The organism is Nocardia neocaledoniensis, from assembly GCF_029868625.1.
Lineage (GTDB): Bacteria > Actinomycetota > Actinomycetes > Mycobacteriales > Mycobacteriaceae > Nocardia > Nocardia neocaledoniensis_A.
In genome coordinates this window covers 1-25,164 of record NZ_JARWOJ010000233.1, presented here as the reverse complement: position 1 = coordinate 25,164, position 25,164 = coordinate 1, and the positions used below count along the sequence as shown (strand labels likewise).

Annotated in this window: 24 protein-coding genes and 1 pseudogene; 10 read left to right on the top strand and 15 right to left on the bottom strand. The window is 70.6% G+C overall.

The window, feature by feature from the left end; genetic code table 11:
* Positions 1-109 precede the first annotated feature (109 nt).
* From ehuB to yaaA, 5 genes are all read left to right on the top strand, one after another.
* Positions 110-997, top strand: a complete 888-nt coding sequence (gene ehuB / locus QH270_RS17970) for an ectoine/hydroxyectoine ABC transporter substrate-binding protein EhuB (protein ID WP_280343711.1) — start codon at positions 110-112, stop codon at positions 995-997.
* An 8-nt stretch (positions 998-1,005) separates the two neighbouring features.
* Positions 1,006-1,728 carry an ectoine/hydroxyectoine ABC transporter permease subunit EhuC gene (gene ehuC / locus QH270_RS17965; protein WP_280343708.1) on the top strand — a complete coding sequence of 241 codons (723 nt, stop codon included), beginning with the start codon at positions 1,006-1,008 and terminating at the stop codon, positions 1,726-1,728.
* Positions 1,725-2,372 (top strand): ectoine/hydroxyectoine ABC transporter permease subunit EhuD, encoded by a 648-nt coding sequence (gene ehuD / locus QH270_RS17960; RefSeq protein WP_280343705.1) that lies wholly within the window; start codon positions 1,725-1,727, stop codon positions 2,370-2,372. The genes ehuC and ehuD overlap by 4 nt, the downstream gene beginning before the upstream one ends.
* A gap of 4 nt (positions 2,373-2,376) precedes the next feature.
* Entirely contained in the window at positions 2,377-3,132 is a 756-nt protein-coding gene (ehuA, locus tag QH270_RS17955) for an ectoine/hydroxyectoine ABC transporter ATP-binding protein EhuA (protein ID WP_280343702.1), read from the top strand.
* 83 nt (positions 3,133-3,215) lie between these two features.
* Positions 3,216-3,959, top strand: coding sequence for a peroxide stress protein YaaA (gene yaaA, locus QH270_RS17950; protein WP_280343699.1), 744 nt, complete (start codon positions 3,216-3,218; stop codon positions 3,957-3,959).
* A 32-nt stretch (positions 3,960-3,991) separates the two neighbouring features.
* Here the strand turns inward: yaaA and QH270_RS17945 are convergent, their stop codons facing one another.
* The 3 genes from QH270_RS17945 to QH270_RS17935 form a co-directional block, all read right to left on the bottom strand.
* Positions 3,992-4,387: a VOC family protein gene (locus tag QH270_RS17945; protein WP_280343738.1), complete on the bottom strand. Its 396-nt coding sequence runs from the start codon at positions 4,385-4,387 to the stop codon at positions 3,992-3,994.
* Complete coding sequence (locus tag QH270_RS17940; protein WP_232999848.1) at positions 4,387-4,668, bottom strand: ArsR/SmtB family transcription factor; 282 nt, start codon at positions 4,666-4,668, stop codon at positions 4,387-4,389. Before QH270_RS17940 ends, QH270_RS17945 begins: the two co-directional genes overlap by 1 nt.
* Positions 4,669-4,759: 91 nt before the next feature.
* A complete protein-coding gene (locus QH270_RS17935; RefSeq protein WP_280343694.1) occupies positions 4,760-5,692 on the bottom strand; it encodes a LysR family transcriptional regulator in 933 nt (310 codons plus the stop codon).
* A 99-nt stretch (positions 5,693-5,791) separates the two neighbouring features.
* Here QH270_RS17935 and QH270_RS17930 point away from each other — a divergent pair, with 99 nt between their 5' ends.
* The gene (locus tag QH270_RS17930; RefSeq protein WP_280343692.1) at positions 5,792-6,487 is read left to right on the top strand and encodes a type 1 glutamine amidotransferase domain-containing protein; all 696 of its coding nucleotides are present in this window, start codon (positions 5,792-5,794) and stop codon (positions 6,485-6,487) included.
* Between the two features lie 7 nt (positions 6,488-6,494).
* On the opposite strand, the gene QH270_RS17925 is transcribed toward QH270_RS17930, so the two are convergent.
* On the bottom strand, positions 6,495-7,118 hold the full coding sequence (locus QH270_RS17925; RefSeq protein ID WP_280343689.1) for an HD domain-containing protein: 624 nt from the start codon (positions 7,116-7,118) through the stop codon (positions 6,495-6,497).
* Positions 7,119-7,200: 82 nt separating this feature from the next.
* Here QH270_RS17925 and QH270_RS17920 point away from each other — a divergent pair, with 82 nt between their 5' ends.
* Complete coding sequence (locus tag QH270_RS17920; protein WP_280343686.1) at positions 7,201-7,614, top strand: PPOX class F420-dependent oxidoreductase; 414 nt, start codon at positions 7,201-7,203, stop codon at positions 7,612-7,614.
* A gap of 18 nt (positions 7,615-7,632) precedes the next feature.
* Here the strand turns inward: QH270_RS17920 and QH270_RS17915 are convergent, their stop codons facing one another.
* From QH270_RS17915 to QH270_RS17905, 3 genes are all read right to left on the bottom strand, one after another.
* Entirely contained in the window at positions 7,633-9,093 is a 1,461-nt protein-coding gene (locus QH270_RS17915) for an MFS transporter (protein WP_280343736.1), read from the bottom strand.
* Between the two features lie 79 nt (positions 9,094-9,172).
* The gene (gene cobA / locus QH270_RS17910) at positions 9,173-10,414 is read right to left on the bottom strand and encodes a uroporphyrinogen-III C-methyltransferase (protein WP_280343684.1); all 1,242 of its coding nucleotides are present in this window, start codon (positions 10,412-10,414) and stop codon (positions 9,173-9,175) included.
* Positions 10,415-10,503: 89 nt separating this feature from the next.
* Positions 10,504-11,853, bottom strand: a complete 1,350-nt coding sequence (locus QH270_RS17905; RefSeq protein ID WP_280343682.1) for a DoxX family protein — start codon at positions 11,851-11,853, stop codon at positions 10,504-10,506.
* A 194-nt stretch (positions 11,854-12,047) separates the two neighbouring features.
* Between QH270_RS17905 and QH270_RS17900 the strand changes: the two genes are divergently transcribed.
* Together QH270_RS17900 and QH270_RS17895 are read left to right on the top strand one after the other, a co-directional pair.
* A complete protein-coding gene (locus tag QH270_RS17900) occupies positions 12,048-13,172 on the top strand; it encodes a phosphotransferase family protein (RefSeq protein ID WP_280343679.1) in 1,125 nt (374 codons plus the stop codon).
* Between the two features lie 11 nt (positions 13,173-13,183).
* The gene (locus QH270_RS17895; RefSeq protein WP_280343676.1) at positions 13,184-14,293 is read left to right on the top strand and encodes a hypothetical protein; all 1,110 of its coding nucleotides are present in this window, start codon (positions 13,184-13,186) and stop codon (positions 14,291-14,293) included.
* A gap of 76 nt (positions 14,294-14,369) precedes the next feature.
* Here the strand turns inward: QH270_RS17895 and QH270_RS17890 are convergent, their stop codons facing one another.
* The 7 genes from QH270_RS17890 to mqo all read right to left on the bottom strand — a co-directional run bounded on the left by QH270_RS17890 (position 14,370) and on the right by mqo (position 23,603).
* Positions 14,370-15,965: a TROVE domain-containing protein gene (locus QH270_RS17890; RefSeq protein WP_280343674.1), complete on the bottom strand. Its 1,596-nt coding sequence runs from the start codon at positions 15,963-15,965 to the stop codon at positions 14,370-14,372.
* Between the two features lie 429 nt (positions 15,966-16,394).
* Positions 16,395-16,805 carry a cobalamin biosynthesis protein gene (locus tag QH270_RS17885; RefSeq protein ID WP_280343670.1) on the bottom strand — a complete coding sequence of 137 codons (411 nt, stop codon included), beginning with the start codon at positions 16,803-16,805 and terminating at the stop codon, positions 16,395-16,397.
* 247 nt (positions 16,806-17,052) lie between these two features.
* Positions 17,053-18,546: a cobyrinate a,c-diamide synthase gene (locus QH270_RS17880; RefSeq protein WP_280343667.1), complete on the bottom strand. Its 1,494-nt coding sequence runs from the start codon at positions 18,544-18,546 to the stop codon at positions 17,053-17,055.
* Between the two features lie 52 nt (positions 18,547-18,598).
* Positions 18,599-19,213, bottom strand: a complete 615-nt coding sequence (gene cobO / locus QH270_RS17875; protein ID WP_280343665.1) for a cob(I)yrinic acid a,c-diamide adenosyltransferase — start codon at positions 19,211-19,213, stop codon at positions 18,599-18,601.
* A gap of 255 nt (positions 19,214-19,468) precedes the next feature.
* Positions 19,469-21,460: a VWA domain-containing protein gene (locus QH270_RS17870; protein ID WP_432420380.1), complete on the bottom strand. Its 1,992-nt coding sequence runs from the start codon at positions 21,458-21,460 to the stop codon at positions 19,469-19,471.
* Positions 21,461-21,676: 216 nt separating this feature from the next.
* A complete protein-coding gene (locus QH270_RS17865; protein WP_280343732.1) occupies positions 21,677-22,126 on the bottom strand; it encodes a GNAT family N-acetyltransferase in 450 nt (149 codons plus the stop codon).
* A gap of 4 nt (positions 22,127-22,130) precedes the next feature.
* A complete protein-coding gene (gene mqo / locus QH270_RS17860) occupies positions 22,131-23,603 on the bottom strand; it encodes a malate dehydrogenase (quinone) (protein ID WP_432420378.1) in 1,473 nt (490 codons plus the stop codon).
* A gap of 286 nt (positions 23,604-23,889) precedes the next feature.
* Here mqo and QH270_RS17855 point away from each other — a divergent pair, with 286 nt between their 5' ends.
* Positions 23,890-24,933 carry an alpha/beta hydrolase gene (locus QH270_RS17855; RefSeq protein ID WP_280343659.1) on the top strand — a complete coding sequence of 348 codons (1,044 nt, stop codon included), beginning with the start codon at positions 23,890-23,892 and terminating at the stop codon, positions 24,931-24,933.
* Positions 24,934-24,999: 66 nt separating this feature from the next.
* Here QH270_RS17855 and QH270_RS17850 read toward each other — a convergent pair.
* Positions 25,000-25,164, bottom strand: a pseudogene (locus QH270_RS17850) (acetyl-CoA C-acetyltransferase); the annotation flags it as partial.

Here is a 25,164-nt window from a genome sequence, read left to right as displayed (position 1 = left end):
CTCGATCCGATATTCGGCGACTAGATTCATTTGTGTGTGAATTCACATTTCATAAATGAAAACGGTAGCTGACCTGCACGGTGAAGGCTACCCTTGCGGGAGGTCCGATATGGCCGAGAACAAGCCACTGCGCCGGCGCTGTACGGCGGTGTTCGCAGGCGCCGCGCTCGTCGCGGCGGCGCTCGCCGGGTGCACGAAGACCGAGACCACCGAGAGCGGTCAGCTACTCCAGTCCCTGCGCGACAAGGGTGCTATCACCGTGGGTTTCGCCGGCGAGGCCCCCTACTCGTTCGATCAGAACGGCCAGCTGACCGGCGCCACCGTCGCGCTGCACCGGGCGATCTTCGCCAACCTCGGCATCAAGACCGTCGACGGTGTGCAGACCGAATTCGGCGCCCTCATTCCCGGCTTGCAGGCGAATCGATTCGATGCCGTCAGCGCCGGAATGTCGATCTTGCCGAAACGCTGTGAACAGGCCGCGTTCAGCGAGCCGGAATTCATGTACACGACCGCACTGATGGTGAAACCCGGTAATCCGATGAATTTGTCGGACATGCAATCGATCAAGGCGAGCGGCGCGAAGATGGCCGCGATGACCGGTGCCATCGAGTCCGACTACGCCGCCTCGCTCGGCATCGACGCCACCCAGGTCGCCACCCCGCAGGACGGCATGGACGCGGTGACCTCCGGCCGCGCGGACGTGTTCGCCCTCACCGCGATCTCCCTGAACTGGCTCGAGAGTCACACGCCGAACGCGGCCGTCGACGTGACGCCGTCGTTCGTGGCCGTCATCGACGGCAAGCCGCAGATCGGCGCGGGCGGCACCGTGTTCCGCACCAGCGATCCCGATCTGCTCGCGGCCTACAACGCCGAACTGGCCAAGATCACCTCCGACAAGGACAAGTACCTGTCGATCGTGGGCGAGTTCGGGTTCACCGAGCGTGAGCTGCCCGACCCGAAGTACACGACGGCCAAGCTCTGCAAGGGCGAGATCTGACCTGAGCGATGAGCGATATCGACGCACTGCGTGATGCCCTCCCGGCGATCTGGGAGGGCATCCTGGTCACGCTCGAGCTGACCGTCGGTGGCGCGCTGCTCGCGTTCGTCCTCGCTCTCGCCCTCGGTATCGCTGCCAGGTTCCGCAATCTCGCGGTCCGCGGCAGCGCCAGGGTGCTGATCGAGTTCTTTCGCGGAACCTCGCTGCTGGTGCAGATCTTCTGGCTGTTCTATGTGTTGCCGCTGCTCGGCTACAAGCTGGATCCGGTGTTCTGCGGCATCCTGGCGCTGGGCCTGAACTACGGCGCGTACGGCGCCGAGGTGGTGCGCGGCGCGCTCAACGCGGTCCCGCGCGCGCAGTTCGAGGCGGCGGTGGCGCTGAATTTCAGTCCGTGGCAGCGGATGCGGCGCGTGCTGTTTCCCCAGGCCTGGGCACTGATGCTGCCCTCGCTGACCAATCTGCTCGTGCATCTGCTCAAGGGCACGGCGCTGGCCTCCTACATCACCCTGCACGACCTCACCTACGAGATCGGCACCCTGCGCAAGACCACCGGTGACACCCTGTTCTCGTTCGGGATCGGCCTGATGATCTATTTCGTGCTCGCCTACCTGCTCACGCTCGGCATGAACATGCTCGAGACGCGCGCCAAGCGGAAGCTGGGACGGGGCGCCACGCTCAAGGACGTGCTGAGCCTGGCGCCCGACGACGCGCACGCGAAGGTGGCGCCATGACCGCGGAATGGAGTTGGGAGCGCGCCCGCGAGGCGCTGCCGGTGCTCTGGGACGGCTTCCAGATCACCCTGCTGGCAACACTTCTCGGATTCGCGCTGGCCGCGGTGCTCGGCCTGCTGATCGCGATCATCCGGCAGTCGATGCCGCGCTGGGTGGCCGTGCCGGTGCACGCGGTGAGCGAGTTCGTCCGGCTCACCCCGCTGGTGGTACAGCTGCTGTTCGCCTACACACTGCTCACCCAGTTCTCGGCGTTGCAGATCGGCATCACGGTGCTGGGCATCCACTATTCGAGCTATCTGGCCGAGGTGTACCGGGCCGGGATCGAGGCGGTGCCGAAGGGACAGTGGGAGGCGGCGCGGGCCCTGTCGCTGCCGCCGCTGCGCACCTGGCGGGCGGTGGTGCTGCCGCAGGCGATCCGGGCCAGCCTGCCCGCGCTGGGCACCAACGCCGTCTCGATGTTCAAGGACACCCCGTTCCTGTTCGCCATCTCGGTGGTCGAATTGGTCACCGCCGCACAGCAGTTCGGAGCGCGCAACTTCGCCTATCTGGAGGCGATCACCCTGGCGGGCGTGTTCTTCCTCGTCGCCAGCTATCCGACCTCCGTGCTGATCAGAAGACTGGAGAAGCGCCTTGCCTACTACTGACGAGATGATCCGATTCGATCGGGTGGTGAAGCGCTTCGGCGACCTCGTCGTGCTCGACGAGCTGGACTTCAGCGTGCGGCGCGGCGAGAAGGTGACCCTGATCGGACCGTCCGGGTCGGGCAAGACCACCATCCTGCGTCTGCTGATGACGCTCGAGACGATCACCGACGGCGTGATCTGGGTCGACGGCGAACCGCTCACGCACACCGAGCGCGGCGGAAAACTGGTGCCTGCCAAGGAGAAACACCTGCGCGCGGTGCGCACCAAGATCGGCATGGTCTTCCAGCAGTTCAACTTGTTCCCCAACATGACGGTGCTGGAGAACATCACCGAGGCGCCCGTGCACGCGCTCGGCACGTCGAAGGCCGAGGCCAGGGAGCGGGCGATGCATCTGCTCGACGTGGTCGGCCTGGCCGACAAGGCGCGCGCGCATCCGTCGCAGCTCTCGGGCGGCCAGCAGCAGCGGGTGGCGATCGCGCGCTGCTGCGCGATGGACCCGAAGGTGATGCTGCTCGACGAGGTGACCTCGGCACTGGACCCGGAACTGGTCGGCGACGTGCTCGACGTCCTGCGCACCATCGCCGAGACCACCGACATCACCATGCTGATCGTCACCCACGAGATGCGGTTCGCGCGCGAGGTGTCGGACCGGGTGCTGATGTTCGACTCGGGCCGCATCGTGGAGCAGGGCCCGCCTGCGCAGATCTTCGAGGCACCGACCAATGAGCGGACCCGCAAGTTCCTCGAAGCGGTGCGCTGAAGGGCCCCGCCAGGCGGCCGGACACGAGCCCGCGATGGGGCGGGACGCGGTGACGCGCGGCGCGGCGATTACCGTGGACGCTCGTGCTGGTGCTGCTACCCCCCTCCGAAACCAAATCCGACGGCGGATCGGGCGCGCCGCTGGATCTCGCCGACCTGGCGATGCCGCAGCTGAGCGCGGTGCGCGACAAGCTGGTCACCGAAGTCGTGCAGCTGGCCGCCGACCCGGTCCGGTCGGCGGAGGTGCTCGGCCTCGGCAAGGGAGCCGACGCCGAAATCGCCCGCAACGCGAGCCTGCGCGCGTCGGCGACCCGGCCCGCGCTCGAGCGCTACACCGGCGTGCTCTACGACGCCTTGGACGCGGCGTCGTTCACCAAGGCGCAGCGGGCCAAGGCGTACGCGCGCCTCGGCATCGGCTCGGCCCTGTTCGGCGCGGTCCGCGCGGGCGATCCGATCCCGGCCTATCGCCTCTCCGGCGGCAGCAAACTGCCCGGGCTGCCGACCCTGTCGGCGCTGTGGCGCGAGGTCCTGCCCGACGCGCTCCACACCGAGGCCGCGGGCGAGTTGGTCGTCGACCTGCGTTCGGGCACCTACCAGCAGCTGGGCCGGGTGCCGGGGGCGATCACCGCCAACGTGCTCACCGAGCACGCCGACGGTTCCCGCACCGTGGTGAGCCACTTCAACAAGCATCACAAGGGTCTGCTGGCCCGCGCGCTGGTGCTCACCCGCGCCGAGCCGACCGATGTCCGGGCGGTGGCGCGGGTGGCGACCAAGGCGGGATTGCGCACCGAGATCGCCTCCCCCACCGAACTTCTCATCATCACCTGACCGCGGCCGAGGAATGCTCGGCCGGGACCGCCCTACGCCGAGGCGGGTGCGCCCATGAGCTGGATGAGATTGCCGCAGGTGTCGTCGAGGACGGCGGTGGTGACCGCGCCCATCGGCTGGGGCGGCTGGGTGAACAGGACGCCGCGATCGAGCAGGCGGCGGTATTCGGCGTCGAGATCGTCGACGGTGAAGACGATGCACGGGATGCCGTCGGCGGAGAGCGCGGTCTTGTAGTTCTGCGCGATCGGGTTCTGGTCGGGCTCGAGCAGCAGCTGGGTGCCGTCGACGTCGGCGGGCGAGACCAGCGTGAGCCAGTCGTACTCGCCGAGGGAGACGCGGTCCTTGACCTGGAAGCCGAGCACGTCGGTGTAGAACTTCTCGGCTTTGTCCTGGTCGTCGACGAAGACGCTGGTCACTCCGATGCGGATCATGTGTCCTCCTGGGGGATGGGCCATCGTCGCGACACCGCGCGCAGCGGCGCGAAGTCGGCGTGATGGAACTTGTAGCGGCCGGCACGACGGGTGGTGACCAGCCCCACGGCCTCGAGCATCCCCAGGTGCTGGGTGATCGCCTGCCGCGAGGAACTGATCCCGTGCTTGGTGGCGAGCTTGGCGCAGAGTTCGAACAGAGTCTGTCCGTCCCGGTCCGCCAGTTCGTCCAGGAGCGCGCGGCGTGTCGAGTCCGCGAGCGCGGTGAAGATGTCGGTCACGGTGCGCGCTTCTCCCGTCGTCTCCCCCTGAACGATAGGCAAGCCCGTGCTTGCATGTCAAGCATCCCTCCTGGTGGACGCGGCTCAACCGTCAGACGCGCCAGGTGCGAGCAGCCGCCAGCAGGTGCGTGCGAACCAGGTCGACGTGCGGCCGGGGCGGTGCGCCCACCCGGCGGGCCAGGAACCCCGTGTTGATCGGCGGGTCGTCGGGTTCGAGCAGCGGCACCAGCTTCGCCGCGGCGAGTTCCCGTTCGCACAGATAGCGCGGCAGCACGCTCACCCCGGCCCCGGCGAGCGCCGCCGAGAGCACCGCGCGCAGGTCGGCGACGACCAGTGCCGGTTCCGCCTCGAGCCTGGTCTGGAAGACGTGGCGCCAGTAGCGGCGCAGGATCGGCAGGTCGGCGGCATAGCTGAGGATCGGGAGCCCGGCCAGGACGCCGGGCCCGTCGGCGCGCAGGCGCCCGAGGTCGATCCGAGCGGCCACCGCGGGCGCGGCGACGAGCACGAATTCCTCGTCGACGAGCGGTTCGGCGAGCACGGTGCGCCCTCGCGGCCGCGCTGTGGAGATCACCAGATCCAGGGTCCCCGAACGCAATTCGGCGAGCAGATCGTCCGTCAGGCCCGACTGGACGACGATCCGCACCCCGTCGGCGAGCAATGGCGCGAGCGCAGGCACCACCCGCACCGCGATCATCTCGGCCGGGCCGCCCAGCAGCACCGGCGGGTCGGGCGGTGCGGCCCGCTCCGTGACCGTGCCGCTGACCACCGCCTCCAGTTCCTCGAGCGGCGCGCCCACTCGGGCCGCCAGCTCGTGTCCGGCGGCGGTGGCCGCCACCCCGCGGGGCAGCCGCTCGAACAGCGGCCTGCCCAGATGTCGCTCGAGTGCTTGGAGCTGGGCGGTGACCGTGGGCTGGGACAGGCCGACCTGGGCGGCGCCCGCCGTCAGCGATCCGGTGCGATACACCGCGAGAAACGTCCGCAGTTGCACCAGATCCATCGAGCCATCGGCTTGCCTATGTCTCATATCGGCCATCCTATTGGTCAACGGATTCCACCGGACCTAGCGTGGATTTCGCGGCCGGCGACCCGGCCGCCACCCCCTCTCGAATGGAGTAGGAATCCGATGGCACACATCCTGTTCGTCCTGACCGGTGCCGACCACTGGACCCTGGCCGACGGCACCGCGCACCCCACCGGGTACTGGGCCGAGGAGTTCGCCGCACCCTACGAGGCGTTCACCCGCGCCGGCCACACCGTCACCGTCGCCACCCCGGGTGGCGTCGTCCCGACCGTCGACAAGGCGAGCCTGGCTCCCGACGTGAACGGCGGCGCCGACGGCGCGGCCGCGGTCGCCGCCACCCTGGCGGCCGCCGAACCCGCACTGCGCCGACCCGTTTCGCTCGACGAGGTCACCCTGGCCGACTACGACGCGGTCTTCTACCCCGGCGGGCACGGCCCGATGGAAGACCTCGCCGTCGACCCCGCCTCCGGGGCGCTGCTGTCCGCCGCGCTGGTCTCGGGCAAGCCGCTCGGGGTCGTCTGCCACGGTCCGGCCGCGCTGCTCGCCACGGCCGACCCCGCGGGCCACTCCCCCTTCGCCGGCTACCGGGTGACCGGGTTCAGCAATGCCGAGGAGACCCAGGCCGGCCTGGCCGACAAGGCGAAGTGGCTGCTGCAGGACCGCCTCGTCGCGCTCGGCGTCGACTACCGCGAGGGCGAGCCGTGGGCGCCGCACCTCGAGATCGATCGCAACCTCTACACCGGCCAGAACCCGGCGTCCTCGGCCGAACTCGCCGCGAAGATGCTCGCGGCGCTGTGACCGGCGCTCACGCGGTGAGCTGAGCCAGTTCGGCGGCCAGATTGACCCGCGCCCGCTCCTCGTAGCGGGCGCGGGCGGTCCCGGTGCGGTACAGCACCGGCTGATTCGCCAGGGCGCGCAGCACCCCGGCCCGGCCCGCGCGGAACAGATCGTCGGGGACGTGGGCGTATTCGGTGCGCACGGCCGTGGCGTAGGCGGCGTAGCTCTCGGCGTCGCCGCCGAGCACGACCAGGTCGGCATCGCACAGCACGGCACCGTTGGCATCGCCCGCTTCGGAATCGTGGCCGCGGGTGAGCAGCACCAGCCGCACCACCTCCTCGACGAGTTCCGGTGCGGCGTCCAAGGATTCGAGGACGTCGCGGGCCAGATCGGCGCTGCGTTCCTCGTTGTCGGCCCGGTCGACGGCGTAGATGGCGTCGTGGAAGAAGGCCGCGTACCGGACCGCGTCGATATCCGTTGCGTGCTCGGCCAATTCGTCGATGGCCGCCAGCATCGCGCGCAGATGGTCCAGAGTGTGGTAGTGCCGGTGCGGCTCGGCATAGCGGGCGATGATCCCCGCACCGAGCGCGGCGGAGTCCACTCCGGCCAGTGCGGTCCAACGGTCGAGCAGATCCAGCGACGGAGACGACATCACTCCAGTGTCGGCGGGCGGGCGCGGGCCGACAACCCCGTTCACCGGAATGGCCGGGAACCGAAAAGCGTTCGTCTGGAATGTGACTGATACCGCAGTGCTGTCCGAGGACCTGAAGTCGTATCTGGACGAGGAGAAGGTGTACGCGACCGTCGCGACGGTCGGGGCCAACGGACATCCCCATCTGACCGTGGTCTGGATCAAGCGCGAGGGCGACGAGCTGGTGTTCTCCACCACCGTCGACCGCCAGCAGGCCAAGAACCTCGCCCGCGATCCCCGCATCACGGTGATGGTGAATCCACCCGAGCGCCCGTTCCTCTACGCCGAGATCCGCGGCACCGCGACCACCGTCCCCGATCCCGAGCGGGCGCTGCCCGACGAGATGTCGCTGAAGTACACCGGCAAGCCCTACCGCGAGTTCAACCCCGCCTCCGTCCACGACGGCGACCGCGTGATCGTGCGCGTCACCCCGCGCCGGGTGGCCGGCCGCCTCTGACCGCGGGGCCCGGCGCACTCAGCCGCGCTGGGCCTCCTCCTGGGCGTGCTGGGCCTGCACCAGCTGCGCGGGCGTGTAGCGCAGCGTCAGCGCGACGAGTCCGGCCAGCACCGCCAGCCCGGCACACACCAGCAGCACCAGCGTGTAGCCGCTGTTGAGCGCGTCGATCTCGGTGGGACTCATCCGCGCCGCCAGCCCGTCCCGGCCGCCCAGTGACAGCGTGCGCGAGGCCGCGATCGGGCTGAGCAGGCCGATCGCGATCGGGGTCGCCAGGTTCATGAACATCTGGCCGACCGCCGAGAGCGGGCCGATGTTCGACGGCGGCACCCCGACCAGCACGCACAGCGGCGCGAGCACCATGGCCACTCCGACGCCGAAGCCGATCACCAGCAGCAGCGCGAGCAGCGTCGGCAGGTACTGCACGTGCCGGTCCAGCGTCGAACCGAAGAACAGGCCGCAGGCCAGCACGGTGGCCGCCCCCGCCAGCAGCCAGCGCGGCGCGATCACCAGCGCCGCCTTGGAGGCCACCGCGCCGCCGACACCGATGCCGATGGTGAACGGGATCGAGGCGAGACCGGCCTGCAGGGGGCTGTAGCCGAGCACGTTCTGCAGCAGCTGGGCGACGAAGAACGTCATCGCGCCGAGCACCGCGCCGGCCAGGAAGATCAGCGCGAAGGTGGCGACCCGGTCGCGACTGTCGAACAGCGACCACGGCAGCAGCGGATCGGCCTCGCGACGCTCGGTGAGCACGAAGATCACCAGCAGCGCGAACCCGCCGATCAGCGAGCCGAGGATGATCGGGCTGGTCCAGCCCATCGCCGGACCCTCGGTGGCGCCGAACACGATGGTCGCGCAGGCGAGGGTGCCCAGGATCGCGCCCTTGATGTCGAGTGGGGTGCGCTGGTGCACGGTGTCGGTGAGCTTGTAGACGGCGCCGAGCACGATCAGCGCGCCGATCGGCACATTGATCAGGAAGATCCAGCGCCACGAGAACTCGGTGAGCGCACCGCCGACGACCAGGCCGCCTACCGAGCCGATCCCCGCCATCGACCCGACGATCGCGATCGCCTGGTTCCGGGCCGGCCCGGGCGCGAAGGTAGTGGCGACCAGCGCGAACGCGGTCGGGGCCGCGATCGCGGCGCCGGCGCCCTGGAAGGCGCGCGAGATCAGCAGCATCGCCTCGCCGGTGGCCAGGCCACAGGCCAGCGAGGCGGCGGTGAACAGGCCGACGCCGTAGATCAGCATCCGCTTGCGGCCGAAGGCGTCACCGAGCCTGCCGCCCAGCAGCATCAGGCCGGCGAAGGTCAGGCCGTAGGAGGTGACCGTCCACGCGCTGCCGGAGCTGGACAGCCCCATCTCCTCCTGCAGCCGCGGCAGGGCGAAGATCACGACGGTGCCGTCGAGCACCACCATGAGCTGCAGGCCGCTCAGTACGAGGATGGCGAGGCCGAAGGCCCGCTTCGTCACCGGATACTGCATCGTCGCAGCGGGTTTATCGAGCACAACGAGGCAGTGTAATTGGCGCGGCGGCAACGCACGGGTGCGCGGGCCCGCGTAGCTAGTCCAGCCCGAAACCGGCGGTCGGCCCGATGACGATGATCGCGGGCGGCCGGATGCCCTCGGACTTGACCTTGTCGGCGACCGTGGCCAGGTCGGCGCGCACGACTCGCTGGGTGCGCAGCGTGCCCTCCTGGATGACCGCGGCCGGGGTGTCGGCGGCGCGGCCGCCGTCGAGCAGCGCGGCGGCGAACTTGTCGATGCGCTCGACCGCCATCATCAGTACGAGGGTGCCGCGCAGCTTCGCCAGCGCCGACCAGTCGACGAGTGAGTCGGGGTGATCGGGCGCCACGTGTCCGCTCACGACGACGAATTCGTGGGTCACGCCGCGGTGGGTCACCGGAATGCCCGCGGCGCCGGGCACCGAGATCGGGCTGGTGATGCCGGGCACCACCGTCACCGGGATCCCCGCCTCGGCGCACGCCTCCAGTTCCTCGTAGCCGCGGCCGAACACGTACGGGTCGCCACCCTTGAGGCGGACGACGAACTTGCCCGCCTTGGCGCCCTCGACGAGGGCGAGGTTGATCGCCTCCTGTGCCATCGAGCGGCCGTAGGGGATCTTCGCGGCGTCGATCACCTCGACGTGCGGGCCCAGTTCGGCGAGCAGTTCGGGCGGGGCGAGCCGGTCGGCGACGACCAGGTCGGCGCGGGCGAGCAGCCTGCGGCCGCGCACGGTGATCAGGTCGGGATCGCCGGGTCCGCCGCCGACGAGGGCGACGCCGGGGGTCACCGGTTCCGAATCATCGGTCACCACGCCCGATTGCAGCGCTTCGAGCAGGCCGTTGCGCACCGCGGCCGAGCGGCGGTGCGCGCCACCGGCGAGCACGCCGAGGGTCAGGCCGTCGTAGCGGGCGGTGGCGGGGGTGACGGCGGTGCCGTCGCGGGCGATGTCGGCGCGCACGCAGAAGATCCGCTTCGCGGTGGCCTCGGCGACGACCGCGGCATTGGTCTCGGGTTCGTCGGTGCAGGCCATCGCGTACCAGGCGTCGTCGAGGTCGCCGTCGGCGTAGGCACGCAGGGTGACGGTGAGTTGCCCGGCGGTCGCCATGCCCTCGACCGCGGGCGTGACCGCGCGACTGATCACGTGCACGTCGGCGCCCGAGGCCACGAGCAGACCCAGCCTGCGCTGGGCGACCGTCCCGCCGCCGACCACGACGACTCTGCGCCCGCGCAGATCGAGCCCGACCAGGTAGTTCGGGTCCCCGGCGGGCTGGTTCTCTACGGCGTCTGACGTGTTCGGCACAGTGGACGAGCCTAGTTCGTGGCCCCGACGACGCCGAACGCGGCCGCCGACACCCCCGTCGGCGTGTCGGCGGCACCCCTCGGACACGCTCAGCCCACGTACGGGTTGTTCTGGACCCAGCGGAATCCGGTGCCGCGGAGCGGGAAACTGTCGAGGTCCACGCGGGTCAGCGTGACCGTGGTCGCCCGCCCGTCGACATCGCCGCGCAGGAGCAGCCGGTCGTCGGCGGGCCGCTCGACGGCGAGGGTGGCGTACGGCGCCGAATCCGGTTGCCGCGCGGGCAGCGTCAGCGTCAGGGTGGGCGCGGCGGGATCGGTGACGGCTTCCGCGGGCACGATGGTGTCGTCCATCCGCTGGTACGCGGCGCCGGTGGTGTCGATGATCAGGCGTTGCCAGCGCGCCTGATCGGTGTGCAGCGGCGGCACCGGATCGCCGTCGACGGTGTACTCGGCGACCTCCCAGATGCCGTACAGCTCCGGCTTCGGTACCCCACCGCCGTACTCACGCCAGGATTCCATGCCGAGGGACACACACCCCGCCACGATCCACAGCCCCAGCGCGACCTGCGCCACGCTCGCCCACCGATTCGCCCGGGCCGAGCCGAACAGCGGTGGCTGCGTCGCCGGCCCCGAATCACGTTCCAGCACGAGCACGTTCGCCAGCCGGCGCGCCTGCGGGGCGAGCAGCACCAGACTCATCAACAGCAGGTGCCCGGACAGCATCTTCACCGGCACGTCGAAGGTGAGGTTGAGCAGGAACACCTGGGCCATGCTCACCACACCGAGCAGGGCGCCCAGGGTCGCGGTGCGCGGCCAGAACAGCAGCAGGCCCGCGAGCACCTCGGCGAGTCCGAGCGCCATCTCGTAGACCGGCGAGGAACCGACCTGGGTCCACAACATCGTCATCGGGGTCAGGTCGCCGACGCGGGTGAGCAGCGTGGTGAGCGCGGGTTCGGGCATCTGGGTGGGGATCAGCTTGGCGAACCCGTAGAACAGCAGCTGGCCGCCGACGCAGAGGCGCAGCGCGGTCATGAACCAGCTGAGCGAGCGGGGATAGGCCGGGCGACGGCGGTCGAGCACCGACCACACCACCGTGACCAGCAGGGCGACCAGCAGGACCAGACCGCACTGGATCCAGATCGCCGCCTGATCGCCGCTGCCGTTCATCGTCAACTCGGCCTCGACTCCGAAGACGTGCTCACCGATCCAGCGACTCACCGGCGCGAGCGTCATCATCTGCCAGGCGATGGCGTCCTCGGGCAGCTGCCGCGCGAGGACGCCGAGGAAGACGAAGCTGATCTGCGCCATCCACAGGCAGAACAGCCCCAGGTAGACGACGGTGAACCGGAAGGCGATCCGGGTGATCGGATGCCACGCGGGTGGCGGCGCGGCGGCGCTCGTGTCGTCGCTGGTCACGCGCTCTGCCGTCGCTGTGGTCACCCACGCCTCCCTCATCGAGTTACCTTGTTACTCAAGCTAATCGGCGCGCGGGGCGGGCGCGTCCGGGGAAACCCTGATCTTTGGCGGTGTCAACCCTGAGTCTCGGTGACCGATGTGGGCCTTACATTCCGGTAGCGTGTCCGGTACCCAGAAGTGACACACGTTACAGTTCGGCTGACAGGGGTACCGCACAGATGTCCGAAGATCAGGACCCGGCCGCGCGGGTGTCACTCACGGTCAGCGCACGCGATCTGGACGAGTTGTCCGGGCAGTTGGCACACTGGCTGACGGGCGAGGTCGGCGCGCCCGTGACGGTCGAGAACCTGAGCAAGCCGTCGGCAGGCGGGATGTCGAGCACCACGATTCTGTTCGACGCGCGCTGGCAGGCCGGCGCGGCGGCCGAGAGCGGATCGTTCGTGCTGCGGATGGCGCCCGAGGACGGCTCGTTCCCCGTCTTCGAGTCCTACGACCTGCCGATGCAATACCAGGTGATGTCCGGCGTCGCCGCGGCCTCGGCGGTCGCCGTGCCGCCGCTGCGCTGGCTCGAGACCGACGAATCCGTGTTCGGCTCCCCGTTTCTCGTGATGGAGAAGGTCGAGGGCAGGGCGCCCTCGGACAATCCGCCCTACGTGTTCTTCGGCTGGTTGTTCGACGCCACCGCCGAGGAGCGCGCCCGCATCGCCGACGCGACGGTCGAGGTGATCACCCAGGTCCACGCCATCGACGACGCCGCCCGGCGTTTCCCGCTGCTCGACGGCGAGGGGTCGGCGCTGCGCAGGCATTTCCAGGCCCAGCGCGCCTGGTACGCGTGGGCGCTGACCGACCACGGGGTCCGGGTGCCGCTGATCGAGCGGGCCTTCGACTGGCTCGAGGCCCACTGGCCCGCGGATCCCGGCCCCGAAGTCCTGAACTGGGGTGACGCCCGCCCGGGCAATATCCTGTTCGACGGGTTCACCCCCGCCGCGGTGCTCGACTGGGAGATGGCCACGCTCGGCCCGCGCGAGCTGGACCTGGGCTGGATCATCTTCATCCACCGCTTCTTCCAGGACATCGCGACCCGCTTCGACCAACCCGGCCTGCCCGATTTCCTGCGCCGCGACGCGGTGGTCGCGAAATACGAGGAACTGTCCGGACATTCCGTGCGTGACCTGGATTTCTACATCATCTACGCGGCGCTGCGGCACGCGATCGTGATGGCCAGGATCAAGTGCCGGATGATCCACTTCGGCGAGGACACCGTGCCCGACGATCCCGACGACTACGTGATGCACCGGCTCAGCCTCGAGGCCTTGCTCGACGGCACCTACGAGTGGGACTGACTGGAGAGACGATGACCGCGATCACGCCCGTCCCGCTGGACGAATACCCCGTCCATCAGACCCCGCTGTCGCTCGCGCGGGTGGCCACCAGCGACCGCAACTTCTACGACCGCTACTACTTCAACGCCTTCGACCCGGCCGGTGACACGATGCTCATCACCGGATTCGGCGTGTACCCGAATCTCGGCGTGGTCGACGCCTTCGCCACGGTGCGCCACGGCACCGACCAGCGAGCGGTGCGGTTCTCCGACGCGCTCGTCGACCGCGACCTGAACACCGCCGTCGGTGGTTACCGCATCGAGGTCATCGAGCCGCTGCACAAGCTGCGGGTGGTGTGCGAGCACCCCGATCTCGGTTTCGACCTCACCTGGACCGGCGCCCATCCGGCCGTGCAGGAGCAACCACACCTGATCCTGTCGGGCACCCGGCCGATCATCGAGGCGTCGCGGTTCGCCCAACTGGGCTCGTGGGCGGGCACGCTCGCCGTCGACGGCACCGACTACACGGTCGATCCGGCCTCGTGGACGGGCAGCCGGGACCGATCCTGGGGGATCCGGCCCTCCGGCGAGCCCGAGCCGGCCGGGCGGGCCGCGGCCGAGGGCGCAGGCGGCTTCTGGTGGCTGTACGCGCCGCTGCGGTTCGAGGAGTTCGCGATCGTGGTGATCGTGCAGGAGGAGCCCGACGGGACGCGCACCCTCAACAACGCGGTGCGTATCTGGCACGACGGCCGCAAAGAGCAGTTGGGCTGGCCGCGTATGCATTTCGTGTACGAATCGGGGACCCGGCATCCGGTGTCGGTGCGCTTGGACATGACCACCCCCGACGGCAAGCCGCTGGAGGTGTTCGTCGAATCGCGTCCCGGCATCGCCCTGCACGTCGGCTGCGGGTACGGGCCCGACCCCGACTGGACCCACGGCCGCTGGATGGGCCGCGACTGGTCGCTGTCGAGCGCCTACGACCTCACCGACCCGGCGGTCGTCGCCCGCACCCCCTACGGCGTGATCGACCACATCGGCTACGCCCGCTGCGGCGACGCCGAGGGCTGGGGCCTGTTCGAGCATGCCTCGATGGGCCGCCACGACCCCACCGGTTTCGCCGATTGGTCCTCGGTCGCGCCCTGAGCGCCGAGACCTTTCGCGCGAGAGGAGCGGCGCCGCCGCTACAACGAGGGCGCGGCGGCTCCGATTTCCCGGCTTCCTAAGCGGCCGTGGCGAAGTCGGCCAGCAGCGACGGGACGGCCGCGTCGAAACCGGCCACGTCGAGCATGCCCGCGTCGGCCGGGTCGGCGATGCTGAACCGCGTCGCCGTCATGCCGACGACCACGAGCTTGGCCCGCGGGTTCACCTCGCGCCGGTACCGGGCCAGCGCCTGGTGCGGGTGCACCGAGCCCGCCCAGGTCTCGTTGTCGGTGTACACCGAGAACACGTCGACCTCGACGCCCTGGTCGAGCGCGTGCAGGATCGGCAGCGAGCAGTCCGTGCCGCCGAACGGCAGGTCCGACACCGCCCGTACCGCGTCGTCGAGCCGCTGCCGCGGCGAGATCGACAGCGGGGACAGCCTGCGCTCGCCCCGCCAGCCGCTCGCCGAGGTGAACCCGACGATCTCGTGCCGCGGCTCGGTACGCGCGCTGACCAGGGCCAGCGCCGCCGACGCCTCCCGCGCGGAGAGCGGGAGGCCCGCGATCGAACTCGTCATCGAGCCGGACACGTCGAGCGCGAGCAGGTGGCGCAGGCCGGTCGGCCGCACGGTCTCGAAGGCCGCGTAGAACGCGGCGTCGAGCGCGTCGACCACCGGCGCGGACGGTGTCCACGTGCCGTCGCCACGCGCCGACCGCCCCGCGGCGTAGGTGCGCAGCGCGATCAGCACCGACACCGGGTGCACCCGGGCCTTGCGCAGCCGCGCCGGGTCGGCGAGCTGCGCGCAGATCGCCGCCGTGCGGGCACCGAGCGGGTCGAGCAGGCCGAGCCGGGTCAGGCGCGGCAGCTGGCGCAGCAGCGCCGTCTGCGGAATGCCGTTGTCCAGCAGCGCCTCCCACACCTGCGGCGTGTTCAGCGCCGCGTCGGGCAGCATCTCCCAGCTGAGGCGGTACTCGCGCACCAGTTCCGGCACCCGCGCGACCGGTGCGGTCTGGGCGCGCTGGAAGCCGTCGACCAGGGCGAGGCCGTCGAGGTCCGGGGTGCGGCCGCAGATCCAGTCGAACAGACGACGCCGGGCGTCGTCGGTCGCGGCCGGGTGCGCCAGACGCAACAGGTCGCGGTGCGTCCAGCCTTCCCGCTGGCGGTACTTCACCACCTGGTAGGCCAGGTCCTCGACCGGCTTGTCCAGGTACCAGTTCGCCACGGCGCGCGAGAGGCCGCGGCCCCAGCCACGGAACTGCTCGGCATACCCGGCGAACAGGAACAGGTGGGTGCCGGTGCGGGCGACCAGCGGCAACGCCGCGAGCGCGGCCCGGCGGCCCTCGACGTCACCGAGCGCGGCGGCCGCGGCGAGCGCGAACAGCGCCGGGTTCGGGCGCGGCGCCCGGCCGCTCGTCGAGATCTCGACGACCTCACGCACCAGTTCGGCGGTGTGCTCGGCCGCGTACTCGACGAGGAACTCGGCGTTGTCGGCGGTCAGTGCCGCGGCACGCACGTAGTAGGTTCCGCCCTCCGTACCGAGGGTGAGAAAGCGCCGGACGCGGGCCTGCGGCGTGATCTCGAAGACGTAGCCGCCGGCGTTGTTGACGACCTGGCCGCGATCGGCGGGCTCGTTCTGCGGCGTGGTGCGACGAGAGAAGCGCGACAGAATGTCCATGGTTCCCCCTCCGATACTCTTCTCGGCGTTGATGTTTCGGCCCCGGGACCCACCGGGGCGTGCGTGGACGTGGGTGCGGGCGGACGTGTGGTGACGGCCGGGAAACGGAAATCGCTTTCCGCCACGGGGCTCGAACCCGTTGAACCCGAAGGTCGTACCAGATAACCGACCGAATCCGGTCCGCCCTGCTCCTCTACGTCGCAATCGCACGGCGGGCGTGTGTTTTCGACCGACGTAGTGCTCTACCAGGCTGAGCTACCGACCCTCGTGGGCCGGGCAGGATTCGAACCTGCGTCATCTCCATCCGAAGTGGTAACCGACCGAATCCGGTCCGCCGTGCGACTGCTGGAGATGAGGTTAGTGCGCGCGAACGCGCTTGCCCACCGAATTGATTCGCGACCGTTCGCGCCGGTTCACCGGGACTCGCGACTACCACGGCTGTTCCGGCACCGCGAGGTAGGCCGCCGCGACGACGACGCCGCCGACCACGGTGCGCGCACGCGCGAGTCCCCCTCCACCCGCCAGCAGGGCGGCCGCCTCGGCGACACTCGGCGTCCCCACCGCCGTGGCCGTCCGATCCGACCTGTGGCCGACGGCGACCCGGGCGAGTTCAGCGGCGGTGAAACCACGGACGGCGACCCGGAGTTCCCGCGCGGCAGCGCGCACTCCGGGATCGTCAGCGCGCCGATCGATCGTCGCCAGGCACCCGACGACATCCGTGCCGGCGACCGCGCGCACTGCGGCCAGAATCGACTCCGCCGCGGCTCGGGGTCGCGCCCCGACACCGACGGCCACGCGCACCGGCCCCCTGGTCGCGCGCGGACCATCTGCCTCGGTCATGGCACCCGGCGGGCCGCACGGCCGGTCGCCCACCCTCGGGCCGGCAGCGCAGGTGGTCCCGCTCGGACGGCTCCCGGGTGCGGTGCGCGCGATTCGCCGGTGCGGCTGGTTGTGGCTGCGGCACCCGCATTCGCGGCGACCGGACCTCGCACCTTCGCCGCGGCGGGGTCGGCCGTGCTGATCAGGGTTCCACCCGCGCGGCTCGCCACCTCAGGTCGCCTCGTGTGGGGCGGCCGGCCTGGCGTCGTCATGGACGACCGAATCGGGTTGCGGTGGTGACGAATCGGGCGATGGCTTCGGGGTTTCCGGCGGGGTGGGTGTGCAGGTAGGAGGCGTGGACCTGGCCGATGACGGTGCCCTCGGTCGCGGATTCGGTGAGGCGCCAGCCCCAGGCCGCGGGGGTGCTGGGGGCGCTGATCAGGCGGGTGCGGTGGAATTCGTGGCCGCGGACCCGGGTGCCCGCGCGCCAGAGGACCGAATCGTGCAGGGCGACGGCGTCGCGGTAGCCGAGGGTCAGGCGCGGGCCGAATTCGGCGTCGGCGTCGAGCACTCCCGCCATCGGGTGCCCGTCGAGAGAGCGGGTCAGATACAGCAGGCCCGCGCATTCGGCGTGGATCGGCAACCCGTTGCGCGCGCCCTCGGCGATCGCCGTCCGGAGCCCGACATTGGCGGACAGCGCCGCCGCGTGCTCCTCCGGGAACCCGCCCGGCAGCACGACACCCGCTGTCCCCTCGGGCAATTCGTCGGTCAACGGGTCGAACACCACGACCCGGGCACCCGCCGCCGTCAGCAGTTCGCGATGCTCGGCGTACCCGAAGGTGAAGGCCGGTCCCCCGGCCATCGCGATGATCGGCCCCTGGTCCTCGGCCGAGCCCGTCGTCGCCGCGGAGCCGCCGCTCGTCGATACCGAGCCCATGCGTCCGACCGTGGCGGGTTCGCCGGTCGAACTCGACGGCCGCGCGGCGGTGGCCGAAACCGTTGTCGTGTCGAGGAATCCGGCCACTTCGGCGGCTGGGTCCCAGGCGGGGCCCGCGGTGTTTCCGGCGGCGAGGGCCACCACGGCGCGCAGGTCGATGTGCGCGGCGACGAGGTCGGTCATCGCGGCCACGGCCGTGGTCGCCGCGGAGCCGTGCTCGACGGCGGGGATGAGGCCCAGATGCCGTGAGGGGACTTCCAATTCGGCCAGGCGCGGGAGGGCGCCGAGGACCGGGAGACCGACACGGTCGCAGGCGGCGCGCAGCACCTGCTCGTGGCGTTCGCTGCCGACCCGGTTGAGGATGACCCCGCCGAGGCGGACCGTGGAGTCGTAGGTGGCGAAGCCGTGCAGCAGCGCGGCCAGGCTCTGGGAATGGCCGCGGGCGTCGACCACCAGCACCACGGGCGCGCCGAGCAGGCTCGCGACCTGGGCGGTGGAGCCCTCCGCCACGGCGTCGGCGCGGCTCTCGTCGATGCGCCCGTCGAACAGGCCCATCACGCCTTCGACGACGGCGATGTCACAGCCGTGCGCGCCGTGCCGGTACAGCGGCACCACGCGATCCTCGCCCACCAGAACGGGATCGAGATTGCGGCCGGGCCGCCCCGCGGCGAGCCCGTGGTAGCCGGGATCGATGTAGTCGGGACCGACCTTGAACGGCGCCACCCGGTGTCCTGCTCGGCGCAGCGCACCGATCAGCCCGGTCGCCAGCGTGGTCTTGCCGCTGCCCGACGCCGGGGCGGCGATCACGACAGCAGGCGCGCTCACGGCGTCCCGCCCGTGCGCGCACCGGCACCGGTCCGGCCGACCGCCGCGCAGCTCACCATTCGATGCCGCGCTGGCCCTTGCGGCCCGCGTCCATCGGGTGCTTCACCTTGGTCATCTCGGTGACCAGGTCGGCCGCGTCCATCAGCGCTTGCGGCGCGTCCCGGCCGGTGATCACCACGTGCTGGTTGCCGGGGCGGTTGGTCAAGGTCTCGACGACCTCGTCGATGTCGACCCAGCCCCACTTCAGCGGGTAGGTGAATTCGTCGAGCACGTAGAAGCGGTGCTGCTCGGCGGCGAGGCGGCGCGCGATCTCCTGCCAGCCCGCGAGGGCGGCGGCCGCGTGGTCCTCCTCGGTGCCGTGCTTGCGGGTCCACGACCAGCCCTCGCCCATCTTGTGCCACTCGACCGCGCCACCGGCGCCGGTCTGCTCGTGCACGGTGCCGAGAGTGCGAAACGCCGCCTCCTCCCCCACCTTCCACTTCGCGCTCTTCACGAACTGGAACACCGCGATGTCGAAGCCCTGGTTCCAGGCCCGCAACGCCATCCCGAACGCGGCCGTGGACTTGCCCTTGCCCGGCCCGGTGTGCACGGCCAGCACCGGCTGATTGCGGCGCTGACGCGTCGTCAGACCGTCTTCCGGCACCACCTCGGGAACACCCTTGGGCACGTAGGCTCCTTCGACTCTGGCGCGGGGACGCGCGGGCTCACGGCCCACCTCGTCGACCGCTCATTCTTTCTATCAGGGCCCGGCCCGCGCCCCGCCCCAGCATCCCACCGGTGACGCCCGGCCCCACCGGCACGCTGTGGCGAACCGTTCGCTCCGCTGATCAGAGGCCGGCCGGGCCACACACGGCCTGGAGTGGGGTCGAAGCTCTGGCCACATGCTGCACCGAGTTGGGTCGTTGCGCGGACCACGCGTACGTCAGGCCGCGCGGGTCGTTGGGCGCGCCGAGGTGCGGACGACCTGGGCGACGGTGTCGCCGGTGAGCTCGTCCAGGCGCAGATAGCGGGCGCGCAGGTCACGGGACAGTTCGGCGGCGAGACCGAGGCGGACCATGCCGCGTTCGCAGTCGATCACCATCGCGGTGTGCCCCTCGCCCGCCAGCAGCCGGGCCGCGGCCCGGGCGCGCGGCAGCGGGTCGGTGCCGCCGGTGGCGCGGCCGTCGGTGAGCAGCACCAGCATCGGACGGCGGCGCGGATCGCGCACGTGTTCGCGGGCGATCACCTCGCGCGCCTTCAGCAGCCCGGCGGCGAGGGGCGTCTTGCCGCCGGTGCGCAGCCCGGCCAGCCTGCGCACGGCGATGTCGACCGAGGAGGTGGGCGGCAGCACGAGTTCGGCCTCGCTGCCGCGCACACTGATCACGGCCACCTTGTCGCGCCGCTGGTAGGCGTCGCGCAGCAGGGTGACGATGGCGCCGGTGACGGCGGTGAGCCGGTCGCGGGCGGCCATCGACCCGGAGGCGTCGACCACGAAGACGACCAGATTCCCTTCGCGCCCTTCGCGATACGCACCGCGCAGATCCTCGGCGGTCAGCGCCAGTGGACCGCTGAGCCTGCCGCGCTCGAATTGCCGTGGGGCGGCGGCGAACACGGTGCCGAGCAGGTGCAGTCCGGTCGAGGTGTCGGTATCCGGGCGCACGGCCCGGCCGGAGCGGGTCTGCGCCCGGGAGCGACGGCCGGGCGCACCCTCGCCGATACCGGGGACCTCCCAGCGCGGGGCGGGTTTCGCCGCCGAAGTCGGTGTGCCGGAGACTCCTTCGGCCATCGGCCGGGAGCCACCGCGTCCGTTCGGGCCGCCGCCGTCGGGGCCGTCGTCATCGGGATCGCGGTCCGTTCCGCCGTGCGGGCCGTCACCGTCCGGGCCGTTGTCGTCGGGATCGGGCTCCGGTCCGCCGCCGTGCGGAGCGTCACCGCGCGGACCGTTGTCGTCGCCGCGATCGTCCCGGCCGTTCCCGGGAACCTCGGCACCGGACGGCGCGTCACCCCGGCGTGGATCATCGTTCTCCGAGGCCTTCTCGACCTCGTCGGCGGCCTGGCGCATCGCGTCGTCGAGTTGTTCCTCGCTGATCCCCGGCTCGTCGAACGGATCACGCCTGCGACGATGCGGCAGCGCGAGTTCGGCGGCGACGCGGACATCGTCCTCGGTCACCCGGTCCGCTCCCCGCCAGGCCGCGTGGGCCGCGGCGGTTCGGGCCACGACCAGGTCGGCGCGCATCCCGTCGACGTCGAACGCCGCGCACAGTGCCGCGATCCGGCGCAGTTCGCCGTCGTCCAGCGCGACCTCGGGCAGCCGGTCCCGTGCGTTCAGGATCCGTTCGGCGACACGCTGATCCGCCTCGAGATAGCGGGCCGCGAATCCGGCCGGATCGGCCTCGTAGTCCAGGCGCCTGCGCACCACGGCCATGCGCACGTCGACCTCGCGGGAGGCGGCCACGTCGACGGTGAGCCCGAACCGGTCGAGCAGCTGCGGACGCAGTTCGCCTTCCTCGGGGTTCATCGTGCCGACGAGCACGAACCGCGCCGGATGCGAATGCGAGACGCCGTCACGCTCGACATGGACCCGGCCCATGGCGGCGGCGTCCAGCAGCACGTCGACCAGATGATCGTGGAGCAGGTTCACCTCGTCGACATAGAGCACACCGTGATGGGCCGCGGCCAGCAGACCGGGCCGGAACGCCTGCTCGCCGTCGCGCAGCACCCGCTCCAGATCCAGCGAGCCGACGACGCGGTCCTCGGTGGCGCCGACCGGCAGTTCCACCAGGCGCGCGGGCCTGGCGCCGCTCTCGTCGACGACCGGCGGCAGCAACTGCGCGAGCGCGCGCACCACGGTCGACTTGGCCGTCCCCTTCTCGCCGCGCACGAGGACACCACCGATCCCGGGGTGCACCGCCGACAAGATCAACGCCAGCTGCAGCCGTTCCTGCCCGACGACCGCCGAGAAGGGGAATCCCGCCTCGCCCGCCGAGCGGGCGGCGGCGTGCGGACCAGCGGCGACATCAGCAAAACCAGGCACGCCCCCACTGTATTCGCGCACCGGTAGCCGCCGACCGCCGGGCGTCGCCCGAGCGAAAGCCGTACGCGATCCTGCCCCGCGCACCACCTGATCGTCGGATCGGCGGCGAGCGGCCGTCTATCCGCGCCGCATCGGCACGTGCGGGATCCCGTCGTCCAGAAATTCCGGACCGTCGGTGACGAAACCGAACGTGCCGTACATGTCCACCAGGTGCGATTGCGCGTTCAGCCGGACCGTGGCCGAGCCGGTCTCGGCCAGCGCGGCCCGCATCAGCCGCGTGCTGTAGCCGCGCCCGCGAGCGGTCTTCGCCGCGCACACCCGGCCGATCCGGAAGCCGTGCTCCCCGTCGACGCGCTCCTCGAGCAAGCGCAGGGTGGCGACGATGTCATCCTCGTCCTCGAGCCACAGGTGCCTGGTCTCGGCCAGCAGGTCGAGCCCGTCCAGTTCGGGATAGGCGCATTCCTGCTCGACGACGAACACCTCGACGCGCAGCCGCAACAGCCGGTACAGGGTGGCGGTATCCAGATCCGCCGCCCATGCCCGTTTCAGCGCGACCGTCGACATCAGCGCGTCAGACCTGCGCGTAGTGCGCGGCATCCTCGTGCGCCGGGGTGGCCGCCCGATCCAGCTTCAGCGACTTGGAGGTCCAGTCCCACACTTCCTGGAACAGGGCCTGGTTCTCCGACAGCTTCACGCCCAGCGACGGGATCATCTGCTTCAGCTGCGGCGTCCAGTCCGCGTACTCGCGCGGGAAGCAGCGCTGCATCACGTCGAGCATGGCGGTGACGCAGGTGGAGGCGCCCGGGGAGGCGCCGAGCAGACCGGCGATGGTGCCGTCCTCGGCGGAGATCACGGCGGTGCCGAACTCGAGCACGCCGCCCGCGCCCTTGCGCCGGATGACCTGCACGCGCTGACCGGCGGTGATCAGCTCCCAGTCACGGCCCTCGGCGCGCGGCATGAACTCCTCGAGCACGCCGACCTTGCCGGACTGCGACTTGAGCAGCTCACTGATCAGGTACTTGGTGAGACCCATCTCGGTCAGGCCGACGCCGACGAGCGAGCCGATGTTGTTGGGCTTGATCGACTTGAACAGGTCGGCATTGGAGCCGTCCTTGAGGAACTTCGGGGTCCAGCCGGCGTAGGGGCCGAACAGCAGGCCCTGGGTGCCGTTGATGACGCGGGTATCCAGGTGCGGCACCGACATCGGCGGCGCGCCGACAGCGGCCTTGCCGTACACCTTGGCCTCGTGCTGGTCGATCAGCGCGGGGTTGGTGCAGCGCAGGAACTGGCCCGAGATCGGGAAGCCGCCGAAGCCCTTGGCCTCCTTGATGCCCGACTTCTGCAGCAGCGGCAGCGCTCCGCCACCGGCGCCGACGAACACGAACTTCGCGTTGAGCGTGCGGGACTGGAAGGTGCGCAGGTTGCGCACGGTGACGTTCCACGACCCGTCGGACTGCTTGTCGAGGTCACGGACCTCGGTGCCGAAGGCGATCTCGCCGCCGGAGTAGCCGATGTGGGCCAGCAGCTGCTTGGTGAGCGCGCCGAAGTCGATGTCGGTGCCGCCGTCGGTCCAGTTCAGCGCGATCGGGTCGCTGAAGTCGCGGCCCTTGGCCATCAGCGGCAGGCGCGCGCTGAACTCGTCGGGGCTGTCGATGTACTCCATGCCGCGGAACAGCGGGTGCGGCGCCAGCGCCTCGTAGCGCTTGCGCAGGTAGTCGACGTTGTCGGCGCCGTGCACGAAGCTGACGTGCGGGATGGGGTTGATGAAGCGGCTCGGGTCACCGAGGACACCGTTGTCGACCGCCGAGGCCCAGAACTGGCGCGAGACCTGGAAGCGCTCGTTGATGTCGACGGCCTTGCTCACGTCGACCGAGCCGTCGGCGTTCTGCGGGCTGTAGTTGAGCTCGCACAGCGCCGAGTGACCGGTACCCGCGTTGTTCCACGGGTCGCTGCTCTCCGCGGCGGCGGCGTCGAGCCGCTCGAACACCGAGATCGTCCACTCCGGCTGCAGCTGCCGCAGCAGCGCGCCCAGCGTGGCACTCATGATGCCAGCGCCGATGAGAACTACATCGGTCTTTTCAATCTTCGCAGCGTTCGGCACGGGTAGATCGACTTCCTTGTCCTTCTCAGCCACCCACCTGCGGTGGGTTCGCTTGGCGCGGGCGCTTGGTGTTCGGGGCGACTCGCGGTGAACCGCCGGGGGTAGGTTACCCGTCGTTCACCTGAAGCCAATTGTGCACCTCAGGCGTTCGGAGTACCGCAACCGACCTACCGAATGTGATGTAAACCAACACTGCACGTCGCGATGACCGCGCGATAGATTGAGCGGTGTGACGAACGAAACCTCACTCGATCCCGTCGGCGGCCCCGCGCGGACCGATGAGCAGTGGCAACCCGATGTCCTCGGCACCGACTACCAACAGCGCACCCTGCCGCTGGGCCCCGACCCCGACGGCGAGGGCGAGGTGGTGGCCACGCTCGTGCGCTATCTGCCCGATGCGAGCGCACCGTCCACCGAACCCACCGTGCTGTACCTGCACGGTTTCACCGACTACTTCTTCCAGGAGCACCTTGCCCAGCATTTCGCGGCGCGAGGACATCGCTTCTACGCGCTGGACCTGCGCAAATGCGGTCGTTCGCGGCGCGAGGGACAAAGCGCGCACTACGTCAGCGATCTGGCGCTCTACGACGTCGAGCTGAACGAGGCGCTGCGGATCGCGCGCGCGGAGACCGGCAACGACGTGCTGGTCGTCGGGCACTCGACCGGCGGACTGGTGGCCGCGCTGTGGCTGGACCGGCTCGAGGCCACCCGCGGGAGCGCGGCCGCCGGTGTGGCCGGCGTCGTGCTCAACAGCCCCTGGTTCGACCTGCAGGGTCCGTCGTTCTACCGGACGGTCGGCACGCCGATCATCAACGCCGTCGGCCGGGTGCGCGCCTTCGCCCAGCTGCCCGGCATGGGCGTGAGCACCGCCTACGGCGACAGCCTGCACCACACCCGGGCGGGCGAGTGGGACTACAACCTGGACTGGAAGCCGCTCACCGGCGAGCCGGTGCGGCTGGGCTGGCTGCGCGCCATCCGGCAGGGCCAGGCGCGGCTGCACCAGGGACTCGCGATCGGCGTGCCCGCGCTGATCCTGCGCTCGCGGCTGACCAAGTTCGCCCGCGAACACAGCCCCGCGGTCGACGTGGCCGACGCCGTGCTCGACGTCAAGCAGATCCAGCGCTGGGCGGGCTGCCTGGGCGAGCGCACCACGATCGTCCCGATCGACGGTGCCCGCCACGATGTGTTCCTGTCCTCGGAAGCGGTGCGCGCCAACGCTTTCCAGGAGGCCGACAACTGGCTGGACTGGCTGGCGACCTACCGCAAGGGGTAGCGGGCCCGCACGACCAATCGCCGGGCGCCGAGGGGGGTGGGTCTTGCTCGGCGCCCCGCCCCGTTTGGGGTCCGGGGAACAGAGGCTGGTGGGGAGCACGCTCTCGCGGATCAGGCTGTGCTCGCCGACGCGCTTGAGCACGGCACCGCCGACAACCATGCCCAGGCTCTCACCCTGCAGCCCGAACCGGCTGACCAGCCCGTCCAGGGTGGCGGTGAACATGTCCTGGTT